We start from the raw sequence: 19,025 nt of genomic DNA on the forward strand, positions 1-19,025 counted from the left end.
CTCAAGGAACGGTCGCTTCCTTTGTACTCACCCTCTCGGGCTTTCCTCCGGGCTTCCCTTCGGTGTTTCCGACTCTATCAGATCCTTTCGGCGTCTGACCCCCAGTCAGCGGGGTTTGTCTTCGCGGCCGTTGGGCCGTTCCGACGTCTCAAACCTTAGCGGATCCGCCCGGCGATTCCCAATCGGGCCGCCGAGTCCCTATTCGAATTGAATTCGGGCATGCCGAAATCAATCCCATCGGGAGATCGTGCTGGTGGTGTGAGGTGCCGCTCGAAGCGGCGGAGGTGCTGTCGAAGAACCGTTACGGCTCTGCGGCAACCCGAAGAACTTTACGGATCACGCAGGGGCGTGTCAACCGTCCCTGTCAAGATCTTTTCTGGGTGCTTCAGTCCAGGTCGCTGAGGCGGCCGCCGGCGTCCGGCTGGGCGTGTTCCACCCGGCGGAGCAGCCTGGTCAGGACCTCGCCGAGGACGGTGCGCTCCGCAGGGGTGAGGTCCTGGAGCAGGTCCTCCTCGAAGACGGTGGCGAGGCGCATCGCCTCCAGCCACTTCCCCCGGCCCTCGGGGGTCAGCTCGATGATGACCCGGACGCGGTTGGACTCGTCGCGCTCCCGGGTGACCAGCCCCTCGGTGACCATGCGGTCGATCCGGTGGGTCATGGCGGCCGGTGTGAGGCCGAGTCGCTTGGCGAGGTCGCTGGGGCCCATCCGGTACGGGGCGCCGGAGAGGACCAGTGCCTTGAGGACCTCCCAGTCGGCGCTGCCGATACCAAGGGCGGCGGTCTGGCGGCCGTAGGCGACGTTCATCCGCCGGTTCAGCCGGGACAGTGCCGACACGATCTTCTCGACCTGGGGGTCGAGGTCCTGGAACTCGCGCTGGTAGGCGGCGATCTGTTCTTCGAGCGTCGGCTCCGTGACGCCGGGGGTCTCGGACATGGCCGCAGTATCGCACGGAGCCACTTTGCCTTGAAGTCCTTCGCTGTGTACTCTTTAGCCTTCGAACTTTAGCTTTGAAGTCTTCACTCCTAACTAGTGAGAGAGGTGAACGTGACCAGGGCGATGGGCGCAGCGATGCGCCGGATCCACGTGGGCAACGCACTCAGCGCATTCGGGCTCGGCTTCACGGTCCCCTACCTGTACGTCTATGTGGCGCAGGTGCGGGGTCTCGGAGCCATGACGGCGGGACTCGTGCTCGCCGTCTTCGCCGTGGCCGCGCTGATCGTGCTGCCGTTCGCCGGCAGGGCGATCGTGCGGCGCGGCCCGCTGCCGGTCCTGCTCGCAGCCCTGGTCACCGCCGCGCTGGGCGCGCTGAGCCTCGGGCTCGCGGGCAACGCCGCCGCCGTACTGCTGTCGGCCGGGGCGCTCGGGGCGGGGCAGGCCGTGATGCAGCCGGCGCTGGCGACGATGATCGTGGACTGCTCGACGGCGGAGACGCGGTCGCGGGCGTTCGCGATGCAGTTCTTCCTGCAGAACCTGGGGCTCGGCGTCGGTGGGCTCATCGGTGGTCACCTCGTCGACGCGACCCGGGTCTCCTCCTTCACTCTGCTGTTCGCGATCGAGGCGGCGATGTTCCTGCTGCTGGTCGTGGTGATGGCGACGGTGCGGATGCCGCACTCGCCGCGGATCGGCGACGCGCCGGCCGCGTCCGGGAAGGGCAGCTGGAAGCGGCTGCTCGGGAACCGGGCGATGGTGCAGCTGTGTGTGCTGGGCTTCGTGCTGTTCTTCGCCTGCTACGGGCAGTTCGAGTCGGGGCTGGCCGCGTACGGCGTGGAGGCCGCGGGGATATCCACCTCCGCGCTCGGTACGGCGCTGGCTGCGAACACGATGATGATCGTTGTCGCGCAGTTCGCCGTGCTGAAGTTCGTGGAGCGGCGTCGGCGCTCTCGGGTGATCGCCGGTGTGGGGCTCATCTGGGCCGTGGCGTGGCTTGCGGCGGGGTATGCGGGGCTGGGGCATGGGAGCCAGGAGATGGCGACCGCTGCGTTCGTGTCGACGTACGCGTTGTTCGGGCTGGGTGAGGCGATGTTGTCGCCGACGGTTGCTCCGCTGGTGGCCGATCTGGCGCCGGAGGGGATGGCTGGGCAGTACAACTCTGCGTTTGCTCTGGTCAAGCAGTTGGCGCTGGCTGTTGGGCCGGCGGTGGGCGGTCCTCTCGGAGCGTCGCTGCATGCCCCGTACGTGGTGACCTTCCTGCTGTTCTCCCTCGGCATCACCGTGCTGGCGCTGCGGCTGGGACGGCGGCTCACCGTTGCCCAGGATCAGCCGTGGGCCGCGGCGAGGACCAGCCGGGTGGTGGCCCGAGGTGGGGCACCTACGGAGTCCGTGACCGCGTAGCCGTACGGCACCCGGTGCTGTGGGCGGCCGGGGGTGGGTCCGCTTCCCGGCGGTCGCCCACAGCTGGCTGCTACAGGCCCCCCAAAGGGGCGCCCTCTACCTGCTCGGCAGCAGGAACTCGCACCACACCGCTTTGCCTCCGCCGGGGGTCCTTCTGGACCCCCAGTTGGAGGCGATGGTCGCCACGATGGCGATGCCTCTTCCCGACTCGTCGCCCGGTTCTGCGCGGCGGCGGCGGGGGAGGTGGTCGTCGCCGTCCGTGACCTCGATGATCAGGCGGCGGTCGGTGCGGCGGAGCCGGAGTCGCATGGGTGGGGTGCCGTGCTGGAGGCTGTTGGCGACCAGTTCGCTCGTCGCCAGGACACCCAGGTCGTGCAGGTCGGCCGGGAAGCGCCAGCTCGTCAGGACGCCGGAGGCGAACGCGCGGGCGCGGGGGGCCGCCTCCACGCCGCCGAGGAGTTCCAGGGCCGCGTTGCGGAAGAGATCGCCCTCGGGGCCCGTACGGGCGGGGTGCTGGAGGACGAGGACGGCTACGTCGTCGTCGTGGTCGGCGGTGACGCCGGCCGAGCGGACCAGGCGGTCGCAGACGACCTGGGGGGTGCCGGTCGCGCCGGACAGGGCGCGCTCCAGGGAGGCGATCCCCTCGTCCAGGTCCTCGTCGCGGCGCTCGACCAGGCCGTCCGTGTAGAGGACCGCCGTGGAGCCGGGGCCCAGCGCGATCGAGCCCGAGGCGTGCATCCAGCCGCCGGTGCCGAGGGGCGGGCCGGTGGGTTCGTCGGCGCGCAGGACCGTGCCGTTCTCGTCGCGGACCAGGATGGGCAGATGGCCGGCGGATGCGTACACCAGGCGGCCCTCGTTCGGGTCGTGGATGGCGTACACGCAGGTGGCGATCTGGTTGGCGTCGATCTCGGTGGCGAGGCCGTCGAGGAGTTGCAGGACCTCGTGCGGCGGGAGGTCGAGGCGGGCGTAGGCGCGGACGGCCGTGCGGAGCTGGCCCATGACGGCGGCGGCGCGGACGCCTCGGCCCATGACGTCGCCGATCACGAGGGCCGTGCGGCCGCCGCCGAGGGTGATCACGTCGTACCAGTCGCCGCCGACCGCGGCCTCCGTGCCGCCGGGCTGGTAGGTGGCGGCGATGCGCAGGTCGTCGGGCTGCTCCAGCTCCTGGGGGAGGAGGGAGCGCTGCAGGGTCACGGCCGTCTCGCGCTGGCGGCGCTCGCTGGCGCGCAGGCGCTCCGCGGCCTCGGCGTGGTCGGTGACGTCGGTGGCGAAGACGAGTACGGCGCCGTCCCCGGCGGTCTCGGAGACCGGGGTGCAGGTGAACGTGTAGGAGCGGCCGTCGAGGGCCCTGCGGGACTTGAGCGTGCGAGGCTTGCCGCTGCGCAGGACCTGGTCGAGGAGCGGGAGCAGACCGAGTTCGGCCAGTTCCGGGAGGCCGTCTCGGGCGGGTTCGCCGAGCGGTCGTACGCCGAAGGCCGCCGCGTAGGCGTCGTTGACGTAGGCGATGCGGTGGTCGGGGCCGTGGAGGAGGGCGACGAGGGCCGGGACGCGGTCGAGGACGTCGCGCGCGGGCAGTTCGTCCACGGCGGGTACGGGTGGTGCCCCGTCGGCCGGTTGTCCGGCCCGGGCCGCGGGCACGGAGCCTTCCCCCCGCCGGTCCAGGGAGACCGCGGTCTCGGTCCGCGCTGCGGCGCGGCGCTGCGTTCCGGGGAGCCGGGCGCTCCAGCGCGTGAAGTTCACAGTGGGGAAAGCCTCGTGGGTGCTGAGGGCGGGCAGGTGCCCGTCCGAGGACGTGGGGCAGTCTGGCAGGTGACCGTCCGCGGCGATATCCGTCAGACGCCGGGGCGGGCCGGGTAGTTCCTGAGTCCGGTCAGGACGACCCCTTCGGGTTGTCCGAGGGGCTGTGAGGAGGCTTTCCACCGGCCGCGAGTTCGAACTCCGCTCGGGGATGTTCGAGCGAACCGAGCGAGACGATCTCCCGTTTGAAGAGCCCGGCCAGGGTCCATTCCGCCAGCACACGGGCCTTACGGTTGAAGGTGGGCACCCTGCTGAGGTGGTAGAGGCGGTGCATGAACCAGGCAGGGTAGCCCTTCAGCTTGCGCCCGTAGAACTGGGCGACGCCCTGGTGGAATCCGAGGGAGGCTACGGAGCCGACGTACTTGTGCGCGTACGTCTCCAGGGGCTCGCCGCGCAGCGCGTGGACGATGTTGTCGCCGAGGACCCTGGCCTGGCGGACCGCGTGCTGGGCGTTGGGGGCGGTGTCGGTGCCGGGTTCGGCGGCGGTGACGTCGGGGACGGCGGCGGCGTCGCCCGCGGCCCAGGCGTGCGGGGCGCCGTCGACGGTCAGTTCGGCGGTGCACTTGAGGCGGCCGCGGCCGCCCAGCGGCAGGTCGGTGGCGGCGAGCAGCGGGTGCGGTTTGACGCCGGCGGTCCACACGACCGTACGGGTCGGGAAGCGCTGGCCGTCGCTGAGGACGGCGACGCGGTCGGCGCAGGATTCCAGGCGGGTGTCGAGCAGGACCTGGATGTTGCGGCGGCGCAGCTCGGTGATGGTGTAGCGGCCCATCTCCTCGCCGACCTCGGGGAGGATGCGGTCGGAGGCCTCCACGAGGATCCACTTCATGTCCTCGGGGCGGAGGTTGTGGTAGTAGCGCGCGGTGTAGCGGGCCATGTCCTCGAGTTCGCCGAGTGCCTCGACTCCTGCGAAGCCGCCGCCGACGAAGACGAAGGTGAGGGCGGCGTCGCGGATCGCGGGGTCGCGGGTGGAGGAGGCGATGTCCATCTGCTCGATGACGTGGTTGCGCAGGCCGATGGCCTCTTCGACGGTCTTGAAGCCGATGCCGTGCTCCGCGAGGCCGGGGATGGGCAGCGTGCGGGAGATCGAGCCGGGAGCGAGGACCAGTTCGTCGTAGCCGAGGAGTTCGGCGGCCTTGCCCTCCTCGGCGGTGGCGAGGGTGGCGACGGCGGCGGTGCGCACCGCGTGGTCGATGGAGGTCACCTCGCCGATGACGACGTGGCACTGGTCCAGGACGCGGCGCAGCGGTACGACGACATGGCGAGGGGAGATCGAACCGGCGGCCGCTTCGGGGAGGAACGGCTGGTACGTCATGTAGGGCTCGGGTGTGACGACGGTGATGTCGACCTCACCCCGCCTGAGCTCCTGCTTCAGCCTCTGCTGCAGGCGCAGGGCCGTGTACATCCCGACGTAGCCGCCGCCGACAACCAGAATGCGCGCACGTTCCTTCACCATCCCATGACGCACCCGGCGCTGTTGTTTGTCCACAGCCCCGGCAATTTGTGTGACCGGCGAGCGGGTGTGCGCGAGGCCGGGCGCGCCGCCGGGGTGGGGCGAAAGCGGGCAGGTCAGCGGGGGCGGGAGGGAGGGGGCGAAGGCGTGGAATCGGGACATAGATGACCCGTACTCCGATCGGGGGGCGCACTGTGCGGAACCTGCCCCTTCTGAATTGACCCTCACTCAACTATGTTCGTGTGTCGACGGGGTGTAGGGGATGTGGTCGATACGGGTCCGCGACGGGCGGGTCCGGTCGTGACCGATGCCAGTTCCGCGCACTCCGGTATTCAGTGACGGGGAAGTCTCCGGGGGGAGACGTCATTAACCGGGGGAAACACATGCATGTTCAGGACACTCATTGGTCGTCGGCAGCCGCTCTCGCCTCGGGCGGACCGGCGGTGAGCGCGGCGGCGGGCAACGGGCGCGCGGACGGGATACGTACGACGCCGCTGCGGGTGGACGCACAGCGCAATCTGGAGCACGTGCTGCGTGCGGCGCGTGAGGTTTTCGGCGAGTTGGGGTACGGCGCGCCGATGGAGGACGTGGCGCGGCGGGCGCGGGTCGGTGTCGGCACGGTGTACCGGCGCTTTCCGAGCAAGGACGTGCTGGTCCGGCGGATAGCCGAGGAGGAGACCGCGCGGCTGACCGAGCAGGCGCGGGCCGCGCTCGGGCAGGAGGACGAGCCGTGGTCGGCGCTGTCCCGGTTCCTGCGGACGTCTGTGGCGTCCGGGGCGGGGCGGTTGCTGCCGCCGCACGTGCTGCGGGTCGGGGTCGCGGAGGAGGGCGACGCCGGGTCCGGCGGTTCCGCCGGGTCGGCCGAGGAGGCTCGGGTGCCTCAGCAGCGGTCTCAGCCGGGGTCGGGTGAGCTGCGGCTGGTGTCGGAGTCGGGCTCGGACGACGGTGGGGCCGGTGCGCTGCTCGAGGTCGTGGGGCAGTTGGTGGAGCGGGCTCGGGCCGCGGGGGAGTTGCGGGCGGATGTGTCCGTGGCGGATGTGCTGCTGGTGATCGCCACGGCGGCGCCTTCGTTGCCGGATCCGGCTCAGCAGGCTGCGGCTTCGGCTCGGCTGCTGGAGATTCTGCTGGAGGGGCTTCGGTCTCGGCCGGCGTAGGGGCTGCGACGGTCGCCTCGGCTTCGCCTTCGGCGGGATCGTGTTCCCACCCGTACCACCCGCACCACCCGTGCGACTGGCACGGTCGGGTGCGGGTGGCCCCTGTGGGGCGGAAGCGCCGTCGGCGGGCGCGCGTGGCTCGTATGCGGCGTCAGCGCCACGTCTGGGTGCCGGGTCTTGGGGCTCGCTGTCATGGGTGGGCTGTGGTGAGCTGTCGCCCTCGTGGGGGCTCGTTCGGTTGCTGGGGGTGACAAGTGCGCTCGGATGAGTGGATGGGGCGTACGGGCTGTACTTGAACGAAAGACCATGTGGCACCCTGAGCCGGTGACGGGTTGGGCTGGGCCGGTGTCGGGGGCTTTGCGCGATGGGCGTTGACGGGTGGGACGGGTCACGCGGTGACGGTGACTCCGAGACCGGAGGGCTGACCTCGCCGCAGGTGCCGAGTCAGGGCGGGCGGGGCAGAACGGCCGGGGATCAGAGCGTGCCTGCTCAGCGGGGCGGGAGTGTGTTGCCGCCGCGGGAGACGCCGCCCGCCGACGGTGAGTTGATCGAGCGGATGCGGGCGGGGGACGACTCCGCCTACGAGGAGCTGTACCGGCGGCACGCGGATGCGGTGCGCCGGTATGCCCGTACCTGTTGCCGCGACGGGCACACCGCGGACGATCTCACCGCCGAAGTCTTCGCCCGCATGCTGCAGGCGGTGCGCGGCGGGTCGGGTCCCGAACACTCCGTACGGGCCTATCTGCTGACCTCCATGCGGCGCGTTGCCGCGCACTGGAGCAAGTCCGCGCGGCGCGAGCAGCTCGTGGACGACTTCGCCGTGTTCGCGCAGCAGGCCTCGCGTGGGTCCGAGGTGTCCGACGACGACGCCCTGGATCTCGGTGCCGATGTGCGGGCCCTGCACGAGGCCGAGCAGTCCATGGCCATGCAGGCCTTCCGCTCGCTGCCCGAGCGCTGGCAGGCCGTGCTGTGGCACACCGAGGTGGAGGACGAGTCGCCGAGCCAGGTGGCTGTCCTGTTCGGGCTGGACGCCAACGGCACCCGGGTGCTGGCGAGCCGTGCCCGCGAGGGGCTGAAGCAGGCCTATCTGCAGGCGCACGTCAGCGCCTCGCTCGTCGGCGACGAGGAGTGCTCCCGCTACGCCGACCAGCTCGGCACCTACGCCCGCCGCAAGCTGCGCATCCGTGCCGAACGGGGTCTGCGCAAGCACCTGGACGAGTGCGCCAGGTGCCGGCTGGCGGCCGCGCAGATCGAGGAGGTCGCGAGCGGGATCCCCGCGGTGGTGCCGGTCGCGGTCATCGGCTGGTTCGGGGCCGCCGGGTATGCGAAGGCGCTCGGGATCATCGCCGGTGGCGCCGGGGCGGGTGCGGCGGGTGCCGCTGCCGCTGCCGGTGGGGCCTCCAGCGGTGCGGGTGCGGGTGGTGGTGCGGCCGCTGCCGGCGGGGCTTCCGGTGGCTCGGGTGCGGGTGGTGGCGCGGCTGCCTCCGAAGGACTCGGGGCGCCGGTGAAGGCCGGGATCGCGGCCGGTGTGGTCGCGGTGGCCGTCGCCGTGGTGGCCATGTCCCTGCTGAACGACAGCCACCCGGCCAAGGAGGTGGCCAAGCCGGCGCCGTCCCCGCCCGCCGTCGAGCAGCCGCAGCCACAGCCGTCGGCATCCACGCCCTCGCCCTCGCCCACGCCGAGCAAGAAGAAGCCCGCTCCGGTGCCGGTGGCGCTGGCCCCCGAGCCGGCCCCCACACCGACGCCTACAACGCCTGTTCCGACACCGACGCCCACGCCCACCTCGAAGTCGGCCCCCACGCCCACACCCAAGCCGACACCGACGCCCACGCCCACCCCCACCCCCACTCGGCCACCGGCTCCCGTCGTCTACGAGTGGAGCGATCTGCGCTACGACATCAACGGCGACGGCACCGGGCCCGAGATGCGGCTGCGCGAGAGCAGCTGGGTGTGGCAGCGGTACGGGATGTCGATCGCCGGCAAGCAGTACGCGCGCGGTGTCACCGTGCACGGCAAGTCCTCCGTGACCATCGACCTCAACCGCCGGTGCACCGCCTACGACGCCCTGGCCGGTGTGGACGACATGACCCTCGGACTCGGCAAGGTCTCCTTCTCGGTCTACGCCGACGGGGTCCGGCTGTGGCAGTCCGGCATGGTCAAGGGCTGGGACGCGGCCGTGCCCGTGCATGTCGATCTGACCGGGCGCAGGACCGTACGGCTCGTCGTGGAACCGCACAGCAACGTCGTCGACCGGGGCGCCCTGGCGGACTGGGCCGAGTCCCGGTTCACCTGCCGCTAGGTCCTGTCGTCAAACTCCCGTCTGCCGCGCTTCGGGCGGACGACGGGAGTGTGAACGACAGGACCTAGCGGGGCTCACGGGCGCGGGTGGGCTTCGGTGCCGCCAGTTCCCGTAGGACGTCCTCCGTGGTGAGGGAGGCGCCCCGGGCTCGCTCGGCCGCGTAGCGGTCCGGGGTCAGTGCTGTGCGGGCCGCGGTGTCGATCCGCTCGGCCCGGGTGTGCTCCGGCTCGGGGCGCGGGTGGCCGGCGCGCCAGTGCTCGGCCGCCGCGAACAGCCGGACCGCGCCGGCCAGCTCGCCGAGCCTGGCCAGCAGGACTGCGCCGACGTCGACCAGCCCCGCCGTGATCGCCTCGGCGCAGCGCCGCTCCACCGCCTCGCGCAGCGCCGCGGCCACGATCGGCAGGGCGGGCCCGGGACCGGACTCGCCGGCCGTGATCAGGGCCTCGACCGTGCTCAGGGCGGCCGTGAACTGCGGTGGCGGGGTGCCGCCCGCCGTGACCGCGCGGGTCATGTCGTACAGCTCGCGCGCGTGGGCCAGGTCGCCGTCGTTCTCGGCGATGTGGGCCCGCATCATCAGGATGAACGCCCGGGACTCCGCCACCCCGTACACGTCGGCGGCGGTGCCGGCGTCGTCCAGGGTGGCGAGGGCGCTGGTGCGGTCCCCCGAGCGGTAGGCGATCTCGGCGAGCCGCGCCATGAGGAACGGCGACTCGGCGTAGGCGCCCACCTGGTAGGCGAGCCGCAGCGCCTCCTCGTACTCGGCGCGGGCCTCCTTGAATCTGCCGCGGGCCATGGCCGCCTCACCGGCCGCGCTGCACACCTGCGCCCGCATCCAGCGGTCCCCGACGCGCCGGCTGAGCGCCCGCAGCTCCGCCAGGTCCTCGTCCACGCCTCGCAGGTTGCCCGGCGAGTCGACGACCACATGGGTGCGGTACATCAGGGAGACGCCGATCTCCCAGTCCCCGCCGTATCTGCGGCAGTTGGCGACGGCCGCGGCCATGTCGGGTGCCACGTCGGCCGGGCCGCCCAGGTAGTAGGCGGTCAGCGGCCAGACGATGCCGGGGAGGCGGGCGGCCTGCGGACCGCCGTGCTCGAAGCCGGCCCGCACCCGGGCGATGTACTCCGGGGCGCGCGGGTCGGCCGCGAGGGTCGCCGTGCTCGACTCGGAGGTCAGGAAGAGGTCGAGCATCCGCAGGTCCATGCGCAGCTCCCGCAGCGGGTGGCCCGCCTCCCCGTCGGGTGCGGCGAGCAAGGCGCCGACCGGGTCGGCCGACTCCGTCAGCGCGGCGAGACCGGCCTGCTCCGCGCCCTCGGGCAGGGTGTCGCGGGCGACGCCCAGGCGCAGCACCAGCTGCACCCACTCCATGGCCTCCTGGCGGTAGTTGCGCAGCCACCAGAACCAGCCGATCGCCAGGACGATCGCGCCCGCCTCCGCCTCGTCGCCGGCGCGCAGTGCGCGGTCCAGGGCCGCGCGGATGTTGTCGAGTTCGCTCTCCAGGCGGCCGATCCAGGGCAGTTGGGCCGCGGAGCGCAGCTGGGGCTCGGCCTGCTCGACCAGTGCGCGCGCCCAGGCGCGGTGGCGCCGCTCGGCCGTCGCGCGCAGCTCGGGGATCTCGGCGGCGCGCTCGGTGGCGTACTCGTGGATGGTCTCCAGCATCCGGTACCGCATGCCGAAGGAGTCCGGGCCGTCCGGGGCGGCCACGACGAGGGACTTGTCCACGAGGGCGCCGATCAGCTCCGCCGCCGGGCCGGTGCACACGGCCTCGGCCGCCGTGAGGTCCCAGCCGCCGGCGAACACCGACACCTCGCGCAGCGTCGTCCGCTCCCGCTCGTCCAGCAGGTCCCAGGACCAGTCGACGACCGCGCGCAGGGTCTGCTGGCGGGGCAGGACCGTGCGGCTTCCGGAGGTGAGCAGGCGGAAGCGGTCGTCCAGCCGGTCGGCGATCTGGCGCGGGGTGAGCAGTCTGAGCCGGGCCGCGGCCAGCTCGATGGCCAGCGGCAGCCCGTCCAGGCGGCGGCAGATCTCCGCGACGGCCTCGGTGTCGCGGAGCACCGCGTCGGCGTCGGGACGGACGGCCTGCGCGCGCTCCGCGAAGAGGCGGTGGGCCTGCTCGGGGACGAGGGGCTCGACCGGGCGCACCGACTCACCGGGGACGCCCAGGGGTTCACGGCTGGTGGCGAGGACCGTGAGCCCGGGGCAGTGGGTGAGGAGGGTCTCGGCGAGGGCGGCGGCCGCGCCGATGACGTGTTCGCAGTTGTCGAGGATCAGGAGTGGGCTGCGTGGGGCGCAGTACTCGATCAGCAGGGCCGTGGGGTCGGCCTGCGGTGTCGCCAGGTCGTTGGCCAGGAGCACGGTCTCGCGCAGACCGAGGGCGCTGACCACGGCGCCGGGCACCGCCTCGGGCCGGTCGAGCGGGGCCAGCTCGACCAGCCATGCCTGGGGCAGCCTTGCGGCGGCCTCCTCGGCGAGGCGGGTCTTTCCCGAGCCGCCCGGTCCGGTGAGGGTGACCAGGCGGGCCCTGTGCAAGTCGGAACGAATGGCTTCGAGTTCGGGTTCCCGGCCGACGAAGGACGTCAGGCGGGGGCGCAGGTTGCCCGTCCGCTCCGGGGGGCGGGTGGGGGCAGCCGCCGGCGGCTCCCGCTGCAGCAACGAGGCGTGCAGGGCCTGCAGTTCCGGGCCAGGGTCGGTGCCGAAGGTGTCGGCGAGGGTGCGGCGGGCGGACTCGTACGCGGCGAGGGCGTCGGCGGTGCGGCCGGTGTCGCGCAGGGCGCGGATGAGGAGCGCGTGCAGGGGTTCGTCGTAGGGGTGGGCGGTGGTCAGTTCCGTCAGGTCCGGTACGACGTCCTGGGCGCGGCCCAGGCACAGGCGGGTCTCGGCGCGGCCTCGGAGCGCCTCCAGGCGGAGCGCGTCCGGGCGGGCGGCGGCGGTGCGGTCGGGGAGGTCGGCGAGGGCGGGGCCGTGCCACAGGGCGAGCGCCTCGTCCAGGTCGCGGGACGCGGTCCGGGCGTCGCCGCGGTCCAGAGCCGCCATGGCCGTGCGCACCAGGGACTCGAAGACGAAGAGGTCCACGTCGTCCTCGGTGGCGGCGAGGCGGTAGCCGCCGGGTTCCGAGCCCACGGTGTCCTTGCCGAGCGCTCTGCGGAGCCGGCCCACCAGGGCCTGGAGGGCGGCCGGGGCGTCCTCGGGCGGATCGTCGGCCCAGACCTCGTCGATCAGGGTCTGCGGGGCGGTGACCCGCCCGGGGCGCAGTGCCAGTGCGGCGAGCAGCGCGCGCAGGCGGGGGCCGCCGACCGCCTTGACGGTTCCCTGGTCGTCCTCCGCCTGGGTGACGCCCAGGATTCTGTACCGCACCGGCACATTGTCGCCGGAGGCGGGAGCGGAGGCACGGGGGTTTGCGTGCTCCCCGCGCGGGTCGTACGGCGGCCTAGCCGCTCAGTCCGGCGGCTCCCGCGGCTCCCGCGGCTCCCGCGCCCAGGGCGCCCCGGCGCGGTGCGATGCCCGCGGGGACGGCACGCGCGCGTGCGGGTGTGCCGGTCCAGCAGGTGCCTCGGCGTGAGAGGAGGCGGCGGAGCCAGAGTTCGAGGGAGATCAGGTCGGCCAGGCCGTCCAGGGGGAGCGGTTCGCCCTCTGCCGCCGCCCGGAGGGCCTTGCGGACCACCCGGGCCTCCACCAGGCCCGCCTCGGCCAGGAGGGGGGTGGAGAAGAGGTCCACGAGGGAGTCCGCCGCCACGCGCAGGCCCGTGCGCGCGGCTGCCGCGGAGGAGCCGTGGGAGGGGGCGCCCCAGCCGGGCGGGAGGCCCGCGACGCCGGCGCCCTCAAGGACCGTACGCAGGACGGCGGAGCGGGCTCCGGGCTGGACGCGCAGGGCCTCGGGGAGGGCGCGGCAGGCGCGGACGACCTGGTTGTCGAGGAAGGGCGCGTGCAGGCGCTGGGAGCGGATCTCGGCGGCCTGTTCGAGGACGCGCAGGTCGGCCGCGTGGCGGGCCAGGACGGCACGCGCGCGGAACTCGCCGGGGCGCTGGGCGGAGCCGCCGGAGGAGCGCTCCGCCTCGCTCTGGAGCAGAACCGATACTTCAGCCAGAGCCTCCCCCGTCAGCCAGCGCGCCGCCGGCCCCGGTCTCCCCCAGGTCAGCGCGGCGAGGGACGCGCCGACGGCGCCCCCGGGCTCCTCGAAGCGGTGCCGGATCAGCCGCTCGGCGAGCAGCTCAAGACCGGCCCGGTACGGAGTGCGCGCCAGCCGCCGGGCCGCGCCGTACACGCGCGCGGGGACCATCACCGAGCCGTCGGCCCGGGCGAGTGCCGCGACCGGCCGTACCAGGTGGCGTCGTTTGCGGTCCATGAGGAGGTCCGCGAGGCGGGCGGGGTGGGCGTCCAGGACCTGGCGGGCGCCGTGGCCGGTGAAGTGGTCGGCGCTGCCGGCGGCGAGCCGGGCGCGGTGGCGGGCGGCCGTGACCAGGGAGGGGCCCGGCTCGTCGGTGAGGGGGCCGTCGAGGTCGGCGTACGGCAGGGTCTCCTCGCCGCCGGTCACCACCACGTGGTGCAGCCGCGGGTTGGCCGCGAGGGCTCCCGCGCGCTCCAGTTCGGCCTCGCGGCCGCCGACGGCCAGGTCGTTGAAGGTGACGGCGAGCAGCCGCTCCCCGGAGCCCGTGCCGTGGCCGAGCAGTGTGCCGGGCCGGCCGGGCAGTCCGGCGGCCAGCAGCGCCAGCGTGCCGGAGGCGGGCCCGCCCGACAGGTCGGCGCCGATGCCCGGCGCCGGCATCCCGCGCGCGGCCCGCCGCTCCGCGGGGCCCATGCCCGGCACCGGCCCGGGGTCGAGGTCGGGCACGTGCCGCGGCGCCGACAGCCGCGCGCGTACCGCCTCGACGAGCGCGTCCCGTACGGCGTCCACGGCGCGGTCGGGGTCCGCCGGGGGCGCGGCCACCGCGAGGGAGGCGACCGGCTCGTACCCGGCGATCTCGCGCGCTCCGGCGCGCAGGACGAGGGCATGCCCCGGAGGAATGCGCCGTACGCCGTCGTACGGGGTGGTGTCCCGCCGGGCGGCCGGTACGTCGGGGGCGGCGAGAAGGGCCGCCAGGTGGCCGAAGTCGAGGTTGGCCTCGATGAGGTCGGCGAGCGGCAGCGCGGCGGTGGCGTAGGCCGTGCCGCCGGCCCAGGGGGTGTGGAACACCGGGCGGGCGCCCGCGAGATCGCCGCAGACGGTGATTCTCCGGCCCACCTGGACGACGGCCGTGTAACTGCCGGGCCAGGTGGTCAGATGGCGCAGTGCGCCCCCGCGCGCGGTGAACAGTCCGCGGCGCAGCTCCTCGTCGGTCGCACCGCAGGTGCCGAGGACGGCGATCCGGTTCTGCGCGTCGGCCTTCACCACGCGCACCTCGTCCGGGCGCCAGTCGCCGACGGCCCACAGGGGATCGGGGTCGCCCCACAGGAGTTGGGAGCCGACCGGGTGCAGGGTCTCGCCGTCGTATCCGGTGGCGCCCGCGGAACCGATTCCGGAAGCGCCCGCGGCGGTGCTGCTCCAACCCACCAACCACCGCATCGACACCTCCACAGCCTGTGGACAACCAGTGCACCGCAGAAACCGGGTCCCCATGCTGCCATGAAGAACGCGGTGCGGAGGGGCGGTGGCGCCGCCTTCGATCGAGGGAACGTCGAGCGGACGCCGCGGGGAAGCCGCCCGGGTGGGCGAGGAGTGGGCGGCTGAACGCCGGTACGACGCGCGGCGGATGGCGGCAGAGCCCCAGGTGGGTGCGACGCGAATGCGCCCCCGATATGCGCCCCGATAACGCCCTTCGCGCCCTCAAGTCCCATGGTGGGAGCGGAAATCACCCTCCGGGGGCTGGGTCGATTTTCAGCCAAATCGGCGGCGGCTGCGAGAAATCGAGCACGCTCCGTACAGGCCTGCGGAGCGCCCGGCGGCACCGGAACGCGCACAGTCCGGGAGGCGGGCATCGCCTCCCGGACCGGTCCGCCACCCGCGGGGATGAAGGTGGCGGTGTCCCCCAGCCCACTGGATCCAGTACAGCGGGCCGACCCACGCAACAGCCATGGAACCGCTCCCCCGATGGCCGGAGAAGAGCGCACGGACGGGCGCACGGCCACACGGGCGGGGGCACGCCGCGACAGCGTGTGCACGGTGCGTACAGGGCCGCACTCGCGTACGGACCACAATCCCGCCAACCGGAACAATGCCCCTTAACGCTTGGGATGCGGCGAACTACGCTGGGTTTACGAATGCCGCACGGTTATGCCAGTGCGGCAGCCGTCTGCGTCGAGGGGTGGCTCATGTCCAGGGAGCAACGCGGGCCGAACGAAAAACTCGGCGCCGTTCTCGCCCTCGCGGGAATCAGCAATGCAGGACTCGCGCGACGCGTCAACGATCTTGGCGCTCAACGCGGGTTGACGCTTCGCTACGACAAGACCTCGGTGGCGCGCTGGGTGTCGAAGGGGATGGTGCCGCAGGGAGCGGCGCCGCACCTCATCGCGGCCGCCATCGGCCAGAAGCTCGGCCGCCCGGTGCCGCTCCACGAGATAGGCCTGGCGGACGCGGACCCCGCACCCGAAGTGGGTCTCGCCTTCCCCAGAGACGTGGGACAGGCGGTGAAGTCGGCCACTGAGCTGTACCGGCTCGACCTCGCCGGGCGCCGGGCCGGCTCCGGGGGCATCTGGCAGTCGCTCGCCGGGTCGTTCGCAGTGAGCGCATACGCAACGCCTGCCTCGCGATGGCTGATAACCCCCGCCGACAGCTCGGTCGCGCGGGAGGCGAACTCTGCCGAGGAATCCGGTGCACCGATCAAAGTCGGCCACAGCGATGTGCAGAAGCTGCGGGAGGCCGCGGAGGACGCCAGGCGCTGGGACTCCAAGTACGGAGGCGGCGACTGGCGTTCGTCGATGGTGCCGGAGTGCTTAAGGGTGGAGGCGGCGCCGCTGCTGCTCGGCTCGTACTCCGACGAGGTCGGCCGCGCCCTGTTCGGGGCCACCGCCGAACTCACCCGGCTCGCGGGCTGGATGGCCTTCGACACCGGTCAGCAGGAGGCGGCGCAGCGGTACTACATCCAGGCGCTGCGGCTCGCGCGCGCGGCCGCCGACGTCCCGCTCGGGGGCTATGTGCTGGCCTCCATGTCGCTGCAGGCGACGTACCGGGGCTTCGGCGACGAGGGCGTCGATCTGGCGCAGGCCGCCCTGGAGCGCAACCGGGGGCTGGCGACCGCGCGCACGATGAGTTTCTACCGGCTGGTGGAGGCGCGGGCACACGCACGCGCAGGGGATGCGCAGGCCGCCGGCGCTGCGCTGAAGGCCGCCGAGGGGTGGCTCGAGCGGTCACGGGAGGGTGACAGCGATCCTTCTTGGCTTGGTTTCTATGGATACGACCGTTTTGCCGCTGATGCTGCGGAGTGCTACCGGGATCTGAAGGCACCTCGGCAGGTGCGGAGGTTCACCGAGCAGGCGTTGTCCAAGCCGACGGAGGAGTTCGTGCGGTCGCACGGACTGCGGCTCGTCGTCTCCGCCGTCGCCGAGCTGGAGTCGGGGAATCTGGATGCCGCGTGCGAGCAGGGGGTGCGGGCCGTGGAGGTGGCCGGGCGGATCTCTTCCGCTCGGACCACCGAGTACGTGAAGGATCTTCTGCACCGGCTGGAGCCGTACGGGGACGAGCCGAGGGTGGTGGAGCTGCGGGAGCGGGCCAGGCCGTTGCTGATGGCTCCGGCGTAGCCGCGCGACACCCCTCCGGCGTTTGAAGGCGCTGTCAGTGGCGCAGTGCACTATCGAGGTGGGAGGTGGTGCACGGTGCGGGTCGGGGCGTACGACTGTGATGTGCTCGTGGTCGGAGGTGGGATCGTCGGGCTGTCCACGGCGTATGCGATCACGCGGTCCGCGCCGGGGACACGGGTGACCGTGCTGGAGAAGGAGCCGGGCCCGGCCCGGCACCAGACGGGGCGCAACAGCGGGGTCATCCACAGCGGGATCTACTACCGGCCGGGCTCGCTCAAGGCGCGGTACGCGGTGCGGGGCGCGGCCGAGATGGTCAAGTTCTGCGCCGAGTACGGCATCGCGCACGCCGTCACCGGCAAGCTGATCGTCGCCACCGAGCGGGAGGAGCTGCCGCGGCTGCACGCGCTCGTCCAGCGCGGGCGGGAGAACGGGATCCCGGTGCGGGAGCTGGGCGCCGCACAGATCGCCGAGTACGAGCCGGAGGTCCGGGGACTCGCCGCCATCCACGTCGGCACGACCGGGGTGTGCGACTTCGTGGGCGTCGCCCGGCAGCTGGCGCGGGCCTCGGGGGCGGAGATCCGGTACGGGGCCCAGGTCGTCCGGGTGGACCGGCGGCCGGAGCGGGGTGTGGCCGTGCTCACCGCGGGCGGGGACGTCGTGCGCGGGCGGGTGCTGGTGAACTGCGCCGGGCTGTACTGCGACGAGGTGGCACGGCTCACCGGGGACGAGCCCGAGGTGCGGATCGTGCCGTTCCGGGGGGAGTACTACGAGCTGGCGCGGCCCGAGCTGGTGCGGGGGCTGGTGTATCCGGTGCCGGATCCGGCGTTCCCGTTCCTCGGCGTGCATCTGACCCGCGGGATCGACGGGGGTGTGCACATCGGGCCCAACGCGGTGCCGGCGCTGGCCCGGGAGGGGTACGGGTGGGGGGTCGTACGGCCCCGCGAGCTGGCCGGGACGGTGGCGTGGCCGGGGTCCTGGGTGATCGCTCGGCGGCACTGGCGGTACGGGGCGGGAGAGCTGCGGCGGTCGGTGTCCAAGAGGGCGTTTCTGCAGGCGGTGCGGAGGTTGTTGCCCGCGGCGGAGGAGGGGGATCTGGTGCGGGCCCCTGCCGGGGTGCGGGCGCAGGCGGTGCTGCGGGACGGGACGCTGGTGGACGACTTCCTGATCCGGGAGGGGGCTCGGGCTGTGCACGTGCTCAACGCGCCGTCTCCTGCGGCTACTGCTTCCCTGCCGATCGGCCGGGAAGTCGGGCGTCGGGCGCTGGACATGCTCGGCTCGCTGTAGTGCCGTCCCAGGGGCTCTGCCCCCTGGACCCCCTTTTTTGCCCACCCACCCGTCTCGGTGGGTCGAGAAGGCGCCGTCCCGGCCCGGCTCGGCTCAGTGGGCTTCAGTGGCGCCGTAAAATCGAGGCACTGTGTCTGACTCCCTCAACGCCCCCGAAGCCCCCCGGTCCGCTGCTGCCGATGCTGCCGAGCCGGTGTCCTCGCATGTTCCCGGTGTGTCCGTTCGGCAGAGTCGGGCCAAGGGGGAGCCGCGGTTTCCGGACGGGCCCAAGGCTGATCCCGCCGGGTCGCACTTCGAGCGGCGGATCCGGAGTTTCCAGCCGCGCCGGAGCCGGGTGACGGCCGGGCAGGCGGACGCGCTGCAGCGGCTCTGGCCCAAGTGGGGGCTGGACATCGACGGGCAGCACGTGATCGATCTCGGCGAGCTGTTCGGGAACGACAAGCCCGTCGTACTGGAGATCGGGTTCGGGATGGGCGAGGCCACCGCACAGATGGCCGCCGGGGACCCGGACACGAACATCCTCGCCGTGGACGTGCACACGCCGGGCCAGGGAAACCTGCTCAACCTCGCCGACCAGAACGGGCTGTCCAACGTCCGGGTCGGGAACGGGGACGCGATCATCCTGCTCCGGGAGATGCTCCGGCCCGACGCGCTCGACGGGCTGCGCGTGTACTTCCCGGACCCCTGGCCCAAGAAGCGGCACCACAAGCGGCGGCTGATCCAGCCCGAGTTCCTGACGCTGGCCGCGACCCGGCTGAAGCCCGGGGCGATCGTGCACTGCGCGACGGACTGGGAGCCGTACGCAGAGCAGATGCTCGAGGTGCTCGCCGCGCATCCGGACTTCGAGAACACCCAGGCCGACGGCGGTTTCTCGCCACGTCCCGAGTTCCGGCCGCTGACCCGTTTCGAGGGACAGGGACTGGACAAGGGACATGTGGTGAACGATCTGCTGTTTCGTCGCGTACCGCATCAGCAGCAGTAGCAGCCCCTTCGTCCTGTCA

General features: G+C 72.8%; 11 protein-coding genes. 6 read left to right on the top strand and 5 right to left on the bottom strand.

Annotated elements, in window-relative coordinates; translation table 11 throughout:
• Positions 1-385: 385 nt before the first annotated feature.
• Positions 386-934 carry a MarR family winged helix-turn-helix transcriptional regulator gene (locus ACFY3C_RS25835; protein WP_390772418.1) on the bottom strand — a complete coding sequence of 183 codons (549 nt, stop codon included), beginning with the start codon at positions 932-934 and terminating at the stop codon, positions 386-388.
• Between the two features lie 111 nt (positions 935-1,045).
• Between ACFY3C_RS25835 and ACFY3C_RS25840 the strand changes: the two genes are divergently transcribed.
• Positions 1,046-2,332, top strand: a complete 1,287-nt coding sequence (locus ACFY3C_RS25840; RefSeq protein ID WP_390772419.1) for an MFS transporter — start codon at positions 1,046-1,048, stop codon at positions 2,330-2,332.
• 96 nt (positions 2,333-2,428) lie between these two features.
• Here the strand turns inward: ACFY3C_RS25840 and ACFY3C_RS25845 are convergent, their stop codons facing one another.
• Together ACFY3C_RS25845 and ACFY3C_RS25850 are read right to left on the bottom strand one after the other, a co-directional pair.
• A complete protein-coding gene (locus ACFY3C_RS25845; RefSeq protein ID WP_390772420.1) occupies positions 2,429-4,072 on the bottom strand; it encodes a SpoIIE family protein phosphatase in 1,644 nt (547 codons plus the stop codon).
• A gap of 130 nt (positions 4,073-4,202) precedes the next feature.
• Complete coding sequence (locus tag ACFY3C_RS25850) at positions 4,203-5,582, bottom strand: NAD(P)/FAD-dependent oxidoreductase (protein ID WP_390772421.1); 1,380 nt, start codon at positions 5,580-5,582, stop codon at positions 4,203-4,205.
• A 380-nt stretch (positions 5,583-5,962) separates the two neighbouring features.
• On the opposite strand from ACFY3C_RS25850, the gene ACFY3C_RS25855 reads away from it, so the two are divergent.
• Both ACFY3C_RS25855 and ACFY3C_RS25860 read left to right on the top strand, forming a co-directional pair.
• Positions 5,963-6,733 (top strand): TetR/AcrR family transcriptional regulator, encoded by a 771-nt coding sequence (locus tag ACFY3C_RS25855; protein WP_386580509.1) that lies wholly within the window; start codon positions 5,963-5,965, stop codon positions 6,731-6,733.
• A 364-nt stretch (positions 6,734-7,097) separates the two neighbouring features.
• Positions 7,098-9,032 (top strand): sigma-70 family RNA polymerase sigma factor, encoded by a 1,935-nt coding sequence (locus tag ACFY3C_RS25860; protein ID WP_390772422.1) that lies wholly within the window; start codon positions 7,098-7,100, stop codon positions 9,030-9,032.
• A gap of 64 nt (positions 9,033-9,096) precedes the next feature.
• Here the strand turns inward: ACFY3C_RS25860 and ACFY3C_RS25865 are convergent, their stop codons facing one another.
• Positions 9,097-12,384, bottom strand: a complete 3,288-nt coding sequence (locus tag ACFY3C_RS25865) for a BTAD domain-containing putative transcriptional regulator (RefSeq protein ID WP_390772423.1) — start codon at positions 12,382-12,384, stop codon at positions 9,097-9,099.
• 73 nt (positions 12,385-12,457) lie between these two features.
• The gene (locus tag ACFY3C_RS25870) at positions 12,458-14,569 is read right to left on the bottom strand and encodes an asparagine synthase-related protein (RefSeq protein WP_390772424.1); all 2,112 of its coding nucleotides are present in this window, start codon (positions 14,567-14,569) and stop codon (positions 12,458-12,460) included.
• Positions 14,570-15,315: 746 nt separating this feature from the next.
• Between ACFY3C_RS25870 and ACFY3C_RS25875 the strand changes: the two genes are divergently transcribed.
• The 3 genes from ACFY3C_RS25875 to trmB all read left to right on the top strand — a co-directional run bounded on the left by ACFY3C_RS25875 (position 15,316) and on the right by trmB (position 19,006).
• Positions 15,316-16,740 (top strand): MFS transporter, encoded by a 1,425-nt coding sequence (locus ACFY3C_RS25875; RefSeq protein ID WP_386580505.1) that lies wholly within the window; start codon positions 15,316-15,318, stop codon positions 16,738-16,740.
• A 75-nt stretch (positions 16,741-16,815) separates the two neighbouring features.
• Positions 16,816-18,024, top strand: coding sequence for an L-2-hydroxyglutarate oxidase (lhgO, locus tag ACFY3C_RS25880; RefSeq protein WP_390772425.1), 1,209 nt, complete (start codon positions 16,816-16,818; stop codon positions 18,022-18,024).
• A 130-nt stretch (positions 18,025-18,154) separates the two neighbouring features.
• The gene (gene trmB, locus ACFY3C_RS25885; protein ID WP_390772426.1) at positions 18,155-19,006 is read left to right on the top strand and encodes a tRNA (guanosine(46)-N7)-methyltransferase TrmB; all 852 of its coding nucleotides are present in this window, start codon (positions 18,155-18,157) and stop codon (positions 19,004-19,006) included.
• Positions 19,007-19,025 lie beyond the last annotated feature (19 nt).

Origin of the sequence: Streptomyces sp. NPDC001410, from assembly GCF_042895235.1 — a bacterium.
Taxonomy (GTDB): Bacteria; Actinomycetota; Actinomycetes; order Streptomycetales; family Streptomycetaceae; genus Streptomyces.